This is a genomic window from Bradyrhizobium jicamae (genome assembly GCF_001440395.1).
Taxonomy (GTDB): domain Bacteria; phylum Pseudomonadota; class Alphaproteobacteria; order Rhizobiales; family Xanthobacteraceae; genus Bradyrhizobium; species Bradyrhizobium jicamae.
Genome location: NZ_LLXZ01000120.1, coordinates 121,532 through 134,861 on the forward strand (window position 1 = coordinate 121,532; position 13,330 = coordinate 134,861).

Consider the following 13,330-nt stretch of genomic DNA (forward strand, 5'->3'; position numbering starts at 1 on the left):
CTGCGCGCTACAGGAACGAAGGCCGCGGCCGAACATTGCTCCCGGACCAGGTCCATCTGGAAACCTCCACCGTCTCACTCGCGGCATGAGCGCTGCATCGCCAGCGCCTTTTTTTCAGGGAGAGATACATGCTGCACTATCCGCGCCCGCCCTTCCCCAGCCAGCACCAGCCGATGCCGGGCACGACCGGCGCCATGAACCCGCTGCCTGACCATGGCGAAACCTCCTACAAAGGCAGCGGCCGGCTCAACGGCAAGAAAGCCGTCATCACGGGCGGTGATAGCGGCATCGGTCGCGCGGTCGCTATTGCCTTCGCCAGGGAAGGAGCCGACGTGCTGATCTCCTATCTCGAAGAGCACGACGATGCGCGGGAGACCGAGCGGCTGGTGACCGATACTGGCAGGAAGGCCGTTCTTGTTTCAGGCGACATCCAGCATCCCGATCATTGCCGGGCAGTGATCGCCAAGGCCGTATCGGAGCTCGGTGGCATCGATATCCTCGTCAACAACGCCGCGCATCAGGCCAGCTTCAAATCCATCGAGGACATCAGCGACGAGGAATGGGAGTTGACCTTCAAGGTCAACATCCACGCGATGTTCTATCTGACCAAAGCGGCCGTCGCTCACATGAAGGCCGGAAGCTGCATCATCAATACCGCATCGATCAATTCGGATGTGCCCAACCCTACTTTGCTGGCCTATGCGACCACCAAGGGAGCGATCCACAATTTCACGGCGGGGCTGGCTCAGATGCTGGCCGAGAAGGGCATTCGCGCCAATGCCGTCGCCCCGGGGCCGATCTGGACCCCGCTGATTCCCTCGACCCTGCCTGAGGAATCCGTGAAGAATTTCGGCAAGCAGGTCCCGATGAAGCGTCCGGGACAGCCCGTCGAATTGGCAACCGCCTACGTCATGCTGGCCGATCCGCTTTCCAGTTACGTCTCCGGCGCAACGATTGCGGTCACCGGTGGAAAGCCCTTCCTGTAGCGGCTACGCCAGTCTAGCCGCGCGCAGCGGCCTGCAGGCGATCGCTCAGATACTGCACGAGAATGACGGTTTTGGCGTCGACGATTTCACCGGCTGCAATCATCGCGGCAGCTTCGTCCAACGTGGTCTCGACCACCTCGATGTCCTCTCCCTCCTCCTTCAGCCCGCCACCGCCCGACACCTTGTTTTGCGGTGTATAGCTGCAGATGAAAAAGACGATCTTCTCCATGATCGCGGCTGGACTGACATAGAGCTCGAACAATCGTTGCACGTTCGTGATCTCGTAGCCGAGCTCCTCCTGCATCTCCTTCACGATACGCCGTTCGGCGCTTTCGCCATCGAGCTTGCCGGCACACGCCTCCACGCTTCGCTCGATGCCATCCTGCAGAAATATCGGCAGCCGCAATTGCCGGGTCAGCAGCACGGTCTTGCGGGCGGAATCGTAGGGAAGAATGACGGCCGAGTTGCCGTTATCGTAGATCTCGCGCTGGCGCCGCTGTTGATCACCGTCGCGTCTGCACTGCTCGTAAGTCACGCGGGTCAGCTTGCCCTTGCCCTGGGCAACGGTCTCGACGTCGCGGATCTGTACGGTTTCACCTTCCATTTTCGTGCGACCAGCACGAATGCCGCTGCCTTGCAGGCAACGGCATTCGTGAGAATTTAGCGGCCGCCGGGCTGCGGGCCCGTGTTGTTGTTGGTCCCCGGTCCCACATTACCCGAACTGGACGGGGCGCTGCTGGTCGAGCTTCCAGCCTTCATCTTGCCAGTGCCGGTGGTCATGCCCTTTTCCATTTTCGTGCTTTTAGCCTTCGTGCCTTTGCCCGCGCCGGGGCCAACGTCACCGTGGGCCGCGCCGCCCGGCGCCGGCTGCATTTGGGCGAACACGTTGCCGGTCGACAACAACAGCGCACACGCGCAAGCGAGGATCGTTTTCTTCATGGGAAACTCCTTTGGTTGAAGCGACTCTTCAACCAGCGCTCACATGAAGGGTTCCGGGATCAACACAGAACTGTCATCAGGCCGACGCGAGCACCGGAGGTCTGGACTGGTGCCGCAAAAACTGCTGATAGGCGGTGATGGCCTTGTTGGCGAGCATCAACCGCCGCCGCTCGCCACGGCGCACCATCAACTCGATCGTGTCGCTGAGGAAGCGGCCAGCCACCATCGCATCGCCCAACTCTCCCGTACGCTCGAGATAATCCCAGGCGATCGCAATCGAACTCTCGATCAGCAATGGCAGTGGTTCCGTCATGTTGCCTCAATCCATTTGTGAGAAAACGTCCGGCGCCGCGCTCCGTTCCTGATGCAGCTTGCCGGCTCGCGGCAGGCCGTTACGGCCCTCCGGCAACGGCGCCCGCAATCACCATCACGAGATCGTCCAGATCGATCTTGCCCTTGACGGCGAGACCGTCGGAGCTTTCGACGCTGAGCGATTTCGGATCATTCGCGGCTTGCCTTTTCAGCTCCGCGACGATTGCGTCCTTTAGCTTCTCTTCGAGCATGCGCAATGCCTCCGTCCATCGAACAATGATCGGCTGGTGGGCGCTGGCCCACGCCGCTATTCCCGATCGGGTTTTGAAGATCTGGAGGTGGAAGCAGCGAGCTCGCGGTTGGTTCCTGGGGGAAATCTCCCGCTGCCCTGGTTCCAACGTCAGGAACCGAACAGACAGGCGAAGTTCCCGTCCCTACGCTTTTCGTATGGACAAACGGAAAGACGACGTTCGGCCCCAACATGAGCTGCAAACCGAGGCGCTGGCGGCCCTGGAGCAAGCACGTGCGATGCCCCATGGTGCAGCCCGCAGCGAGGCGCTGAAACGCGCAGGTCTTCTCCAGAAGGAAGCTGACATGCAAGGGCTTCTATTCGCGAAACGCGGGCGTCCACCCAAGACCTGATCCCCCCCCAAGACACGCCGCCGATGCGGCGAGACGCGCGCGTGAATGCCTTGGCATGACACGCTATCGGAACGGTGAACGGGCTTCCACGTTGCCCTTGCAAGCAGCAAGGAGGCTTCGATGGGATTGGCCGAATACATGATCATTTCCAAGCCGGATGGCTGGACCGTTCTCCACGACGGAAGCGCGCCGCACAGCTACGACACCAAGGAAGCAGCGTTCGAAGCAGCCGTTGCGGCTGCCTCACTCGCGATCCGGCAAGGTCACGAGGTTCATGTCAGCGTCCCCGGTCGCGACGCCGGCAACAAGACTGCACTCGGCGCCAAGGACTCCCAAAGCGTGCCGTGAATCAGGATCTGTCCGTAGCCCGGATGAGCGCAGCGATATCCGGGCGGGCCTGGCGTCAGCTTTCATTCCGTCGATAGCGCTCCCGCACGATTTGCTCGCCCACCGCCGTTGCCGCCCGGTTGCGATAACGGTAGCTCAACGTCCCGTAGATCAGCGCGGTAAGAAGCACGAACGCTCCGATGAAATACACGGCTTCGAGTCCCATCACATTCTCCCAAATTGCGGTTGATTATCCGATTAGCCTTGTTGCTCGTCTGCCGCTCCATCTCGCGGTTGCCTGGGATCAATTAAGCGCCGGGGCCACGGTTCCATTTGAGCTTCAATTTGGCGCGGCTTCTCGCGGATTCCGTGGAACACCGTTCACCAGATCGCGTTTGCGAGCATGCAGATCGATAATCGCTCAGGGAGGATTTCATGGGCGACTTCAGAGACATTCAGCACGGCGTCAACGATCCCGTTGACGGCGTCGACGTGAAGCGACGATTCAACGACAACCAGACCCCGCACGAAAGGGCCCAGTCCGCGGCGGACGTCCGCTCCAGCGCTGTGCCAGATTCAGACGAGGAGTTTCTGCCGGAAGCATTGCGGCGGCGGCCGACGGGTCCGCTCAATCCGCGCACCGGTCGTCGACCCACGCCGTAGACAAATTCGCTTCACGCGTGCAATTCGCCGGGGACAGCGCTGCGGCGACAAACGACGATCCATCAACTAGTGGTGGCGATTCAGCATCTGATTCCGCGCGATAGAACCGATTCAATTGTCAAAAACAAGATCGTGATAGTGACGCAGAACACATTCACGCGTGACCGTTGGCCGTATTGCGGTGGTGCAAGCCACAATGCATTTCGACCAACGGAGTTTTCCATGAAGCGTCTGTTGTTTTCCGGATTCGTGGCAGTCGCCCTGCTCGCTGTCGCAACCACCATGCGCTCGTACTCGATTTCCCATGAACGCTCGACCGTAACCACCGGCGTGGCGTTATCGAAGAAATCTCCGGCCTCCGCAGGAGTAACCACGCTTCCGATCGAGGAATACGAGGATATGTCGCTGGTCTTCTCGGCACCGCCCGCGAAACATTGACGAAGCTGAAATAGTCGCCGCGCCGCTCGATATTATTGCTTTGTCGCCCGCTCGAGGAATTGCACCAGCGCGGCGCGGTCCTGCTCCGAACCGATACGCTGCTCCGGCATCTTGGTGCCGGGCGTGTAGGCCTGGGGCCCGACCTCGAACAGTTTGGAAACCGTCGCCGGCGTCCAGACGATATCGAGCTGCTTGAGCGCCTCGGAAAAATTATAGCCCGGCGCGGTCGCGATGCGCCGGCCGAAAATTCCGGCGAGCGTCGGGCCTGCGCGGTTCGCCTGATCGGCGCCGAGCGTATGGCAGGCGACACAGGCGCGAAACACCTCCGCGCCGCGATCGCCGGCATAGGCCGCGAGCGGATCGCCCGCCGTCTCCATGAGAATCGGATCCACCGGTTCGCCGGTCGCCGCGTTCCAGCGCCGGATGATGTTGTCGGCGCCGCCGGTCAGCAGCGTGCGGCTGTCCGGCGAGAAGACCACCGACCAGACCGGCAGGCCCGGCCCGACCAGCGTGCGTGCGAGCGTACGTGTCTTGCGATCGATCACCGCGACCGTGCCACCGATACCCGCGGCGGCCACCAGCGCGCCGTCGGGCGAAATCGCAATCGAAATCACCGGCCTTGGCCCTGCGGCGACCTCGCCGGCGCGCGTGCCGCTTGCGGTCAGGAAATAGACCTTGCCGTCGGCGCCCCCTACCGCGATCTCACCGTCGGCGCCGGCAGCCACAGCGTTGAGCGGGGTCGGCATTGCAACGACGGTCGGCGGCTGCGCGCCCGACAGCGGCCAGATGCGAACACTGAGGTCGTAGCTGACACTGACCAGGGCGCGGCCATCGGGCGTAAACGCCACGCCGTTGACGTTCTGCGTATGCTCATCGAGCACGCGCGGCGCCCCGCCCGCGAGCGGCCAGAGCCGCACCGTGCGATCCCACGAGGCCGATGCCAGCGTTGCGCCATCGGGCGACACCGCCAGCGCGACGACTGGTGCCGTGTGACCTTCGAACACCGTGTCGGGCTCGGTCTTGCCAAACGTCCAGATCGCGATGCGGCCATCAGCGCCGGCGGTCGCTGCGCGCTTGTCCCCGAGCAGTGCGACCGTGTTGACGGCGTCGGAATGGAAACGAAGCACCTGCTCGGCCGCACTGCGCGTCAGCGACCAGCGGATCGCGGTCGAATCGAAGCTGCCAGAGATCGCGCTTTTCCCGTCGGCCGAGATCGCCAGCGCCCGCACCGGGCCGCCATGCCCGCGCATCTGCGCCAGGGTGGCCGTTGTAGAGATCGGCAGCGCGATCCACCCGGTCATAAGCACCAACAGCGCTGTCCGGCCTCTGTTGCGATGGGGAGCTTTCGCCGAATCCCTGGCTGCCATTCCCGCCGGCCCTTAACGTACGCCCGGCCTGTCGCGGTCGAGCCCCTTGGCGTTGAGGTCGGCGAGATAATCCTGAAAGCGCCGCTCGGCATTCTCGCCGAGATCGCGCAGGAACGCCCAGGAGTAGATGCCGGTCGAATGCATGTCGTCGAACCCTATCCTGACGGCATAATTACCGACCGGATCGACCGAAAGAATGGCGACGTTGCGTTTTCCGCCGACCGTCTTGCGCTCGGCCTCGGAATGCCCCTGCACCTCCGCGGACGGGCTGGTGACCCGGAGCAATTCGGCGGGAAGATCAAAAGTGCGGCCATCGTCAAAGGCGATGCGTAGGGAGCGGCGATCCTTCGGCAGCCGGATTTCGACCGGCCACGCCAGTGTGACGTCAGGCGCGCCCACTGCCGGCGTCAGCTCGGGCCGATCAGATTATGGCCGGGATCGCCGACCCTGGCGCCGCTGGTCGTAAAGGCGACCGAGCTCGGCTCCTGAATGGCGTTGAGCACCATCGCGACGCCGACCGCGGCGACGACCGCGAATGCTACAGCCGCAACAAAGGATTTCATGTCACTTCCTCACCTTTGACTTTAAGCCGCCCGATCACTCGGCCGGCACGGCCCGGACGCGATCGGCCGGCGCATTGGCCTTGCCCTGCTGTTCCTCGACCCAGAGCGCATGATGTTCCCGAGCCCAGTTGACGTCGACCTCGCCGCTCCCCATGGCGTCGAAGGCGCCTTCCATCCCGATCGAGCCGATGTAGATGTGTGCCAGCATCGCGGCGATGAAGAGCATCGCAATGATGGCATGGATCACCGTCCAGAACTGGAGCGCGGTGACGTTGCCAGGCAGATACGGGAATAGCAGGAACCAGCCGGACACCGACATCAGCGCGCCGCCGATGATCACGATCCAGAAGATGCCTTTCTGGCCGGCATTGAAACGCCTGGCCGGCGGATGCTTGCCGTTGGACAGCAGCCCCCCGCCCTGCTTGATCCACTCCAGATCGAGTTTGCCCGGGATGTTATTCTTGATCCAGATCAGGAACATGATCAGGACACCCAGCATGAACGGGAACGCCAGATAATTATGCGCAAGCTTGGCCCAGGCCGACATGGCGGCAAAGGCGTCCGGACCGAACAGGGGCAGGATCAGGGTGCGGCCGAAGCTGACGTTCAAGCCTGAGAGCGCGAGAACGATGAAGCAGCTTGCCGTAAGCCAGTGGACGAAGCGTTCGAAGCTGTTGAAGCGCAGGATCGTCCTCCCCGAGAACCCCTGCTGCACGCGAATTCGCCCACGCACCATCAGGAAAATCGCCAGCAAGACGAGCATTCCCAGAATGGCAATGCCGCCGATCCACGGCAGCTTGCTGCGCTGGAAGTCGCGCCAATCGCGCCCGGCGGGCTGGATCAGATTGGCCGCATTTCCGTCCGGAATCGATACTCGCCCGGAAATCTTGTCGCCCTCCTTGAGCGCATTCAGAAGCTTGTCTTCCTGAACGGCCTCGGCGGTCGGCTTGAACGATATCTGCGCCGCCGCGGGATGCGTGAGCACGAACAGCAGAGCGAACGCGGCGAACAGCGATTTGAAGGCTGCGAACCTGAGAATTGAAATTGAGCCTGGCATTTGCACAACGCCTTTCGATTATCGGAATTACGCTTGTGCCGCCGCGCCGGAGCGCGGCGGCCGTTGCATCAGCCGGTCGGCGAGTCGCTGTAGGCGGTCTTCCAGCCCCACATGCCCGAGCCGTAGCCGCGCTTCATCACCCGCTCCTTGTAGATTTCGGCGATGATCGCGCCGTCGCCGGCGAGCAGCGACTTGGTCGAGCACATCTCGGCGCAGATCGGCAGCTTGCCTTCGGCCAGGCGGTTGGCTCCGTATTTGGCGTATTCGGCCGGCGTCGAGTCGGCTTCCGGTCCGCCCGCGCAATAGGTGCACTTGTCCATCTTGCCGCGCGATCCGAAGTTGCCGACCTTCGGATATTGCGGCGCGCCGAACGGACAGGCGTAGAAGCAATAGCCGCAGCCGATGCACAGGTCCTTGGAGTGCAGCACCACGCCGTCGGCGGTGGTGTAGAAGCACGATACCGGGCAGACCGCGGCGCACGGCGCGTCCGTGCAGTGCATGCACGCCATCGAGACCGAACGTTCGCCGGGCTTGCCGTCATTGATGGTGACGACGCGGCGGCGATTGATGCCCCACGGCACTTCATGTTCGTTCTTGCAGGCCGTCACGCAGGCGTTGCACTCGATGCAACGGTCGGCATCACAGAGAAATTTGACGCGAGCCATGATCTATTCTCCTCTCACGCCGCTTGAATCTGGCACAGGGTCACCTTGCCCTCGTGCATGCCGGTGACCGGGTCGTAGCCGTAGGACGTGATCGTGTTGACGCTTTCGCCGAGCACGATCGGGTCCGCACCCTTCGGATATTTGCCGCGCTGGTCGACGCCCTGGAACCAGCCGGAGAAGTGGAACGGCATGAACGCCACGCCCTTCCCGACCCGGTCGGTGACCAACGCCTTGACGCGGGCCTTCGAGCTGTTCTCCGGGCCGTAGACCCAGACCCAGCCGCCATCCTTGATGCCGCGCTCGGCGGCGTCAGAGGTGTTGACCTCGACGAACATGTCCTGCTGCAACTCGGCGAGCCACTTGTTCGATCGGGTTTCTTCGCCGCCACCTTCGTATTCGACGAGGCGTCCCGAGGTCAGGATGATCGGGAACTGCTTGGCCAGTCCCTTCTCCACCGCGGCCTTCTGGATCGAGAAGCCGAGATTGGCCATGCGGAACTGACGCCCGTCCGGACGCGTCGGATATTTCGCGACGAGATCGGGCCGCGCCGTGTAGATCGGCTCGCGATGAACAGGCACGGGATCAGGCAGATTCCACGCCACCGCGCGGGCCTTGCCGTTGCCGTACGCCATCACGCCATGCTCCAGCGTGACGCGAATGATGCCGCCGGACAGATCGACCGCCCAGCCGACGCCATCGGGATTGTTGCCGCCGATCTTGTTGATGGTGGCGAGCTCGTCCGCGGTGAGGTCCTTGTCCCAGCCGAGCTTCTTGAGCACGCCGTAGGTGAACTCGGGGTAGCCGTCGGTCAGTTCGGAGCCCTTGCTGTAGGAGCCTTCCGACAGCATGTTGACGTTCTTCACCGAGCCGTCCGGCTGCTTCTCTTCATAGACCACGCCAAAGCGCGCGCGGAACGTGCCGCCGCCGTCCTTGGCGTGAAGGTTGGTGTTGTAGAGCGTATGCGTGCCCGGATGCTTGATCTGCGGCGTGCCCCAGCACGGCCACGGCAGGCCGTAATAGTCGCCGCCGATCTCCGGCTCGTCTGCCTTGGCGCGCAGCGTCACCAGGTCGAACTTGCCCTGGTTGTTCATGTGCGCCTTCAGCCGCTCCGGCGACTGGCCGGAATAGCCGGTCGAGAAGCCGCCGCGGTTGATTTCGCGGAGCAGGTCTTCGGGCGACGGACGGTTGTTCTCGACCTTGATGTTCTTGAACATCTTGTCGGCGAAGCCGAGCTTGGCCGAGAGACGGTAGATGATCTCGTAGTCGTCCTTCGATTCGAAGATCGGCTTGACGATCTGCTCGCCCCACTGCAGTGAACGGTTGGAGGCCGTGCGCGAGCCCGCAGTCTCGAACTGGGTGCAGGCCGGCAGCAGATAGGTGCCGTTCTTGCGATCGGAGATCGCGGCGAAGGTGGTGGGATGCGGATCGGCGACGACGAGCAGCTCGAGCTTCTCGAGGCCCTTCACCATCTCCGTCATGCGCGGCACGGTGTTGCCGCCGTGCCCCATGATGACCACGCCCTTCACGGCATCGCGCTGGTCGACGTCATCAGGGTTGGAAAGCGTCGCATCGAACCAGCGGGTCCACGGGATGCCCGGCAGCTCCATGTTCTGCTTGCGGGTACGCGCCGGACGGCCCGCCTTTGCCGGAACTTCGTCGAAGCGCGACTGCAGATAATCGTATTCGACTTCCCAGACCCGTCCCCAGTGCTTCCAGGCGCCCTCGACCAGGCCGTAATAGAGCGGCAGCGACGTGATATCGAGGCCGATATCGGTCGCGCCCTGCACGTTGCAGTGGCCGCGGAAGATGTTGGCGCCGCCGCCGAAGGAGCCGACATTGCCGGTCGCCAGCAGCAGGTTGCAATAGGCCCGCACGTTGGCGGTGCCGACGGTGTGCTGGGTGCCGCCCATGCACCAGACGAAGGCCGACGGACGCTGCTTGGCAAAGGTCTCGGCGACCTTCTTCAGCTGCTCGCCGGGAATGCCGGTGACACGCTCGACCTCCTCCGGCGTCCATTTGGCGACTTCGGCGCGGATCTGGTCCATGCCGTAGACGCGCTGCTTGATGAATTCCTTGTCTTCCCAGCCATTGTTGAAGATGTGGTGCAGCATGCCCCAGATCACCGCAATGTCGGTACCGCCGCGGAACCGGACATATTCGGTGGCGTGCGCCGCGGTGCGGGTAAAGCGCGGGTCGAGCACGAACACGTTGGCGCGGTTGAGCTCCTTGCCCGAAAGGATGTGCTGCAACGACACCGGATGCGCTTCGGCCGCGTTCGATCCCATGAAGACGATCGTCTTCGAGTTGCGCATGTCGTTGTAGGAATTCGTCATCGCGCCGTAGCCCCAGGTATTGGCGACGCCGGCGACGGTGGTCGAATGACAGATGCGGGCCTGGTGATCGATCGAATTGGTGCCCCAGAACGCCGCGAACTTGCGGAACAGGTAGCCGCCCTCGTTGGAGAATTTCGCGGAGCCGAGCAGATAAACGGAATCGGCGCCCGACTTGGCGCGGATTTCCATCATCTTGTCGCCGATCTCGTTGATGGCCTGGTCCCACGAGACCCGCTGCCACTCGCCGTTGACCAGCTTCATCGGATATTTCAGGCGGCGGTCACCGTGGACGAGTTCGCGCACGGCGGCGCCCTTGGCGCAATGCGAGCCGCGGTTGATCGGTGAGTCCCATGCCGGCTCCTGGCCGACCCAGACGCCGTTCTGCACTTCGGCAATCACGGTGCAGCCGACCGAGCAATGCGTGCAGATGTTCTTCCTGATTTCGGTCGGCGCGCCAACCTTCTCCGGCCCTGCCTGCGCCTTGCGCACCGAGCCGAGCGGCATCAGGCCGATCGCGGCGCCCGCACCGGCCGCCAAACCGGAGCGCCGCAGGAACGTACGGCGGTCGAGAACGCCAGACGCGAGGCCGGCAGCGATTCCCTGCAAACGCGCCCTGCCCGCGGATCCATCTTTTCGCTTCATCAACATGTGCGTGGTCCCATCAATAGCGGTTGACGCGATAGAAGTTCTTGACGTGATCGGTTTCCTTGTAGCGCGCCTTGACGCGCTCGGATTGCGACTCGTCCGCCGCCGCCTCGGTGCCGGCCAACGGCACAACGGCTGCTGCAGCGACCGCCGAACCGCCCATCAGAAACAGGCTGCGCCGATCCACCCCTTTGACCCCTGACTTACTGTCGGATGGCTTGCTCATTGCGCTCTCCCATTTTCACGTTGCCTCATCGCCGTCATGCGGACAGCGTGAAGGCTTCGGATTCCAGTTCCATGAAGACACGGCCGGCCCGGCCAACGGCGCGGTAGAAACGCGCCGATTGCGACATCTCCAGATCGGCGAACATCCGCGCCGCCCATGGCTTGAGATGTCGCTCGAAGAAACCTGCCTGTTCGGCGAATTCGGCCTCGAAGTCGCCGCGTGCGAGTCCGGCCATGACCTCGAGCAGGATTGCGATGTGGTCCTCCGGCTCCCGCGAGGTGCCCGCGCGCTCGACCCCGAGCGCGCGCAGATCCTCGCGCACCCGCGCCAGCGGGCGCTCGTGAAGGAAGCCGGTCAGGTAATAGGAGGCATAGGGCAGCAGTTCGCCGCGGCCGAGCCCGATGAAGAGATCGAAGAACTCGCGGCTCGCGGCGCGATCATCCGTTGCGGCCGCAGCGGATGCGAGTTCGACATGCGCCATGCCGAGATCGGAGCCGTCGCCCTTCAGCGTAGCGACCCGCTTCAGCGTGTCCGCGTCGGGCGCCTTGCCGAGCAGCAGCGACAGCAGGCCGTATTCCGCGGCGCGCAGTTGGTCGATCTCGTCGACCTCGGACTTCGATGACGCCTGATCTACAGGCGCGCCGTAGAGATCGGGACGCAGGACGAAACGCTCCACCTGCGTCAGCGCCTCGACGGCCAGAACCCGCTCGGCAGGAATGCGCGACCACGCTGACACCGAAGGCTGGGCAATGCCCAATCCCCGCGCCAGCGACCCGACGCCACCTGCTGCCTTGATTGCTAATTCCAGCCCGGCATCACGCATGGTGCTACCGATTTCTCCCCGCCCGCTCGCGCCCGCGCCCGTGTCCCTCGGGCATGCAAACTTAGAATTGGAATTATTCCAAGTGAGGAGTCTGTAACATAGGCTGAGCCTATGTCCGCAGAAACTTTTGTCTAAACAATCGGTTTCGCGGTGCCATGACGTCGCACTGGTTGCTGCGGCGCAACAGTCCGCGCCGGCTCTGACTCGTCCGCCCGCGCGGTTCCATCAGCCGCTTTCTCGACATTTGAAGCAACTTCTGCGTCCACGATCGCCTCTTCAGCCCGTCTCACAGGCTGCATCGGGAGTTCCGATTGCGATTCTGGTGACAGATCAGGTGGCGGGGAACCGGCCACGTCTTTCCCGGCATTTGCATCGGATTTTACGGTTTCCGCTGCAGGCTCGCCCATGATCTGCGCGACCAGCCGCGCCACATCGACGCCGGGTCCGAGTTCGCCGCCGCCGGGTACCCCGCCCGGCGCATTCCAGTCATAGGCATAATCGAGTGCGGGGTTGACGTAATTGCGGATCGCAGGATCGAGCGCCCAGGATTTTCGCAAGGCCTCATTTCGCAACTGTTCGGGGACGCCTTTGCGAAGGAAGGCGGTGATATCGGTGGTCTCCGTCAGCTCTTCGAGCTTTGGCAAGGTCGAAAGATCGAACTCCGGCTCGGTGTCTTCGGGTTGCGCCGCCGGCGGATCTGACGCCTCCACGCTTTCGGCGACCGGCGTGTCCGGCTTGGGCTCGGCCTGTTTTGCCTCCTGCTTGCGCTGCGACCATCGCGCCAGAAAGCCCTTGTCCCGATCGGCCTCGTCCGGACCACTCATTTGCGACCCATCCTCTCATCCGGCCCGACGCCGGGCACACGCGGCCGATCGCCACTGGCGCGATCCCGCTTGCGCTTGTGGAACACGCGCTCGACATGGAATTGATCGACGAAGGCGGCAATCCAGGCGGCGATTTCCGGCGGCATCGGCACAGTACCGATCACGTCGCAGCCGCTTTCGAACATCGCCTCCCCTTCGGTCGGGTCGGCGGTCACTTTCGTCAGCTCGAGTTCAGCGCCGCCGTCCTGGCGCCGCAACGCCACCCAGATCCGGGGCTCGCCATCGGCGAGGTTATCGCGATAATTCGCCGTCTCGGCACTGAACAGATCGATGCTGGCCGCGCCGGCGTAATAGGTCGTCGTATCGGCCTCGGTGGACAGCGCGGTCCACGGCGCGGTCGCCGGCACTTCGTCCAGGATCATCGCCGGCGACCACAACTGATCGACCCAGGGATTGTCGATCGAACGGCGTCGCACCACGACGCCGACCTCCCGGGATGCTTCGGTCATGCCAGATCCTC

The 13,330-nt window shown here is 63.2% G+C and carries 19 protein-coding genes; 4 read left to right on the forward strand and 15 right to left on the reverse strand.

Annotated features, from left to right (window positions below; translation table 11 throughout):
• The first annotated feature begins 128 nt into the window (after positions 1 to 128).
• The gene (locus tag CQ12_RS20120) at positions 129 to 986 is read left to right on the forward strand and encodes an SDR family oxidoreductase (protein WP_057837028.1); all 858 of its coding nucleotides are present in this window, start codon (positions 129 to 131) and stop codon (positions 984 to 986) included.
• A 13-nt stretch (positions 987 to 999) separates the two neighbouring features.
• Here the strand turns inward: CQ12_RS20120 and CQ12_RS20125 are convergent, their stop codons facing one another.
• From CQ12_RS20125 to CQ12_RS45140, 4 genes are all read right to left on the reverse strand, one after another.
• The gene (locus CQ12_RS20125; protein WP_057837029.1) at positions 1,000 to 1,590 is read right to left on the reverse strand and encodes an NUDIX domain-containing protein; all 591 of its coding nucleotides are present in this window, start codon (positions 1,588 to 1,590) and stop codon (positions 1,000 to 1,002) included.
• A gap of 56 nt (positions 1,591 to 1,646) precedes the next feature.
• Complete coding sequence (locus tag CQ12_RS20130; RefSeq protein ID WP_057837030.1) at positions 1,647 to 1,925, reverse strand: hypothetical protein; 279 nt, start codon at positions 1,923 to 1,925, stop codon at positions 1,647 to 1,649.
• A gap of 76 nt (positions 1,926 to 2,001) precedes the next feature.
• Positions 2,002 to 2,238 (reverse strand): hypothetical protein, encoded by a 237-nt coding sequence (locus CQ12_RS20135; protein ID WP_057837031.1) that lies wholly within the window; start codon positions 2,236 to 2,238, stop codon positions 2,002 to 2,004.
• Positions 2,239 to 2,317: 79 nt separating this feature from the next.
• Positions 2,318 to 2,488 (reverse strand): hypothetical protein, encoded by a 171-nt coding sequence (locus tag CQ12_RS45140; protein ID WP_198164203.1) that lies wholly within the window; start codon positions 2,486 to 2,488, stop codon positions 2,318 to 2,320.
• A gap of 511 nt (positions 2,489 to 2,999) precedes the next feature.
• Between CQ12_RS45140 and CQ12_RS20145 the strand changes: the two genes are divergently transcribed.
• Positions 3,000 to 3,227 carry a hypothetical protein gene (locus tag CQ12_RS20145; protein WP_057837033.1) on the forward strand — a complete coding sequence of 76 codons (228 nt, stop codon included), beginning with the start codon at positions 3,000 to 3,002 and terminating at the stop codon, positions 3,225 to 3,227.
• Positions 3,228 to 3,282: 55 nt separating this feature from the next.
• On the opposite strand, the gene CQ12_RS43960 is transcribed toward CQ12_RS20145, so the two are convergent.
• The gene (locus tag CQ12_RS43960; protein ID WP_198164204.1) at positions 3,283 to 3,432 is read right to left on the reverse strand and encodes a hypothetical protein; all 150 of its coding nucleotides are present in this window, start codon (positions 3,430 to 3,432) and stop codon (positions 3,283 to 3,285) included.
• 209 nt (positions 3,433 to 3,641) lie between these two features.
• Here CQ12_RS43960 and CQ12_RS20150 point away from each other — a divergent pair, with 209 nt between their 5' ends.
• A complete protein-coding gene (locus CQ12_RS20150) occupies positions 3,642 to 3,869 on the forward strand; it encodes a hypothetical protein (protein ID WP_057837034.1) in 228 nt (75 codons plus the stop codon).
• A gap of 222 nt (positions 3,870 to 4,091) precedes the next feature.
• On the forward strand, positions 4,092 to 4,307 hold the full coding sequence (locus CQ12_RS20155) for a hypothetical protein (RefSeq protein ID WP_057837035.1): 216 nt from the start codon (positions 4,092 to 4,094) through the stop codon (positions 4,305 to 4,307).
• 32 nt (positions 4,308 to 4,339) lie between these two features.
• On the opposite strand, the gene CQ12_RS20160 is transcribed toward CQ12_RS20155, so the two are convergent.
• From CQ12_RS20160 to CQ12_RS20200, 10 genes are all read right to left on the reverse strand, one after another.
• Positions 4,340 to 5,608: a c-type cytochrome gene (locus CQ12_RS20160; protein WP_057837036.1), complete on the reverse strand. Its 1,269-nt coding sequence runs from the start codon at positions 5,606 to 5,608 to the stop codon at positions 4,340 to 4,342.
• 78 nt (positions 5,609 to 5,686) lie between these two features.
• The gene (locus CQ12_RS20165) at positions 5,687 to 6,073 is read right to left on the reverse strand and encodes a gamma-butyrobetaine hydroxylase family protein (protein WP_245310019.1); all 387 of its coding nucleotides are present in this window, start codon (positions 6,071 to 6,073) and stop codon (positions 5,687 to 5,689) included.
• Positions 6,074 to 6,081: 8 nt separating this feature from the next.
• Positions 6,082 to 6,237 carry a hypothetical protein gene (locus tag CQ12_RS45145; protein WP_198164205.1) on the reverse strand — a complete coding sequence of 52 codons (156 nt, stop codon included), beginning with the start codon at positions 6,235 to 6,237 and terminating at the stop codon, positions 6,082 to 6,084.
• A gap of 34 nt (positions 6,238 to 6,271) precedes the next feature.
• Positions 6,272 to 7,294 (reverse strand): formate dehydrogenase subunit gamma, encoded by a 1,023-nt coding sequence (locus CQ12_RS20170; RefSeq protein WP_057837037.1) that lies wholly within the window; start codon positions 7,292 to 7,294, stop codon positions 6,272 to 6,274.
• A 68-nt stretch (positions 7,295 to 7,362) separates the two neighbouring features.
• On the reverse strand, positions 7,363 to 7,959 hold the full coding sequence (gene fdh3B / locus CQ12_RS20175; protein WP_028348819.1) for a formate dehydrogenase FDH3 subunit beta: 597 nt from the start codon (positions 7,957 to 7,959) through the stop codon (positions 7,363 to 7,365).
• Positions 7,960 to 7,973: 14 nt separating this feature from the next.
• A complete protein-coding gene (locus CQ12_RS20180) occupies positions 7,974 to 10,940 on the reverse strand; it encodes a formate dehydrogenase subunit alpha (protein WP_057837038.1) in 2,967 nt (988 codons plus the stop codon).
• A 13-nt stretch (positions 10,941 to 10,953) separates the two neighbouring features.
• Entirely contained in the window at positions 10,954 to 11,163 is a 210-nt protein-coding gene (locus tag CQ12_RS20185; protein WP_057837039.1) for a hypothetical protein, read from the reverse strand.
• A 34-nt stretch (positions 11,164 to 11,197) separates the two neighbouring features.
• On the reverse strand, positions 11,198 to 11,986 hold the full coding sequence (locus CQ12_RS20190) for a molecular chaperone TorD family protein (RefSeq protein ID WP_057837040.1): 789 nt from the start codon (positions 11,984 to 11,986) through the stop codon (positions 11,198 to 11,200).
• Positions 11,987 to 12,117: 131 nt separating this feature from the next.
• The gene (locus CQ12_RS20195; protein ID WP_057837041.1) at positions 12,118 to 12,810 is read right to left on the reverse strand and encodes a DUF3306 domain-containing protein; all 693 of its coding nucleotides are present in this window, start codon (positions 12,808 to 12,810) and stop codon (positions 12,118 to 12,120) included.
• Complete coding sequence (locus tag CQ12_RS20200) at positions 12,807 to 13,319, reverse strand: DUF3305 domain-containing protein (RefSeq protein ID WP_057837042.1); 513 nt, start codon at positions 13,317 to 13,319, stop codon at positions 12,807 to 12,809. The genes CQ12_RS20195 and CQ12_RS20200 overlap by 4 nt, the downstream gene beginning before the upstream one ends.
• Positions 13,320 to 13,330: the final 11 nt, after the last annotated feature.

What these genes read in the sequence shown, in the direction of transcription:
- CQ12_RS20120 (WP_057837028.1), top strand. Translation starts at nt 129, where the DNA reads ATGCTGCACTATCCGCGCCCGCCCTTCCCCAGCCAGCACCAGCCGATG.
- CQ12_RS20125 (WP_057837029.1), bottom strand. Translation starts at nt 1,590, where the DNA reads ATGGAAGGTGAAACCGTACAGATCCGCGACGTCGAGACCGTTGCCCAG.
- CQ12_RS20130 (WP_057837030.1), bottom strand. Translation starts at nt 1,925, where the DNA reads ATGAAGAAAACGATCCTCGCTTGCGCGTGTGCGCTGTTGTTGTCGACC.
- CQ12_RS20135 (WP_057837031.1), bottom strand. Translation starts at nt 2,238, where the DNA reads ATGACGGAACCACTGCCATTGCTGATCGAGAGTTCGATTGCGATCGCC.
- CQ12_RS45140 (WP_198164203.1), bottom strand. Translation starts at nt 2,488, where the DNA reads ATGCTCGAAGAGAAGCTAAAGGACGCAATCGTCGCGGAGCTGAAAAGG.
- CQ12_RS20145 (WP_057837033.1), top strand. Translation starts at nt 3,000, where the DNA reads ATGGGATTGGCCGAATACATGATCATTTCCAAGCCGGATGGCTGGACC.
- CQ12_RS43960 (WP_198164204.1), bottom strand. Translation starts at nt 3,432, where the DNA reads ATGGGACTCGAAGCCGTGTATTTCATCGGAGCGTTCGTGCTTCTTACC.
- CQ12_RS20150 (WP_057837034.1), top strand. Translation starts at nt 3,642, where the DNA reads ATGGGCGACTTCAGAGACATTCAGCACGGCGTCAACGATCCCGTTGAC.
- CQ12_RS20155 (WP_057837035.1), top strand. Translation starts at nt 4,092, where the DNA reads ATGAAGCGTCTGTTGTTTTCCGGATTCGTGGCAGTCGCCCTGCTCGCT.
- CQ12_RS20160 (WP_057837036.1), bottom strand. Translation starts at nt 5,608, where the DNA reads ATGACCGGGTGGATCGCGCTGCCGATCTCTACAACGGCCACCCTGGCG.
- CQ12_RS45145 (WP_198164205.1), bottom strand. Translation starts at nt 6,237, where the DNA reads ATGAAATCCTTTGTTGCGGCTGTAGCATTCGCGGTCGTCGCCGCGGTC.
- CQ12_RS20170 (WP_057837037.1), bottom strand. Translation starts at nt 7,294, where the DNA reads ATGCCAGGCTCAATTTCAATTCTCAGGTTCGCAGCCTTCAAATCGCTG.
- fdh3B (WP_028348819.1), bottom strand. Translation starts at nt 7,959, where the DNA reads ATGGCTCGCGTCAAATTTCTCTGTGATGCCGACCGTTGCATCGAGTGC.
- CQ12_RS20180 (WP_057837038.1), bottom strand. Translation starts at nt 10,940, where the DNA reads ATGTTGATGAAGCGAAAAGATGGATCCGCGGGCAGGGCGCGTTTGCAG.
- CQ12_RS20185 (WP_057837039.1), bottom strand. Translation starts at nt 11,163, where the DNA reads ATGAGCAAGCCATCCGACAGTAAGTCAGGGGTCAAAGGGGTGGATCGG.
- CQ12_RS20190 (WP_057837040.1), bottom strand. Translation starts at nt 11,986, where the DNA reads ATGCGTGATGCCGGGCTGGAATTAGCAATCAAGGCAGCAGGTGGCGTC.
- CQ12_RS20195 (WP_057837041.1), bottom strand. Translation starts at nt 12,810, where the DNA reads ATGAGTGGTCCGGACGAGGCCGATCGGGACAAGGGCTTTCTGGCGCGA.
- CQ12_RS20200 (WP_057837042.1), bottom strand. Translation starts at nt 13,319, where the DNA reads ATGACCGAAGCATCCCGGGAGGTCGGCGTCGTGGTGCGACGCCGTTCG.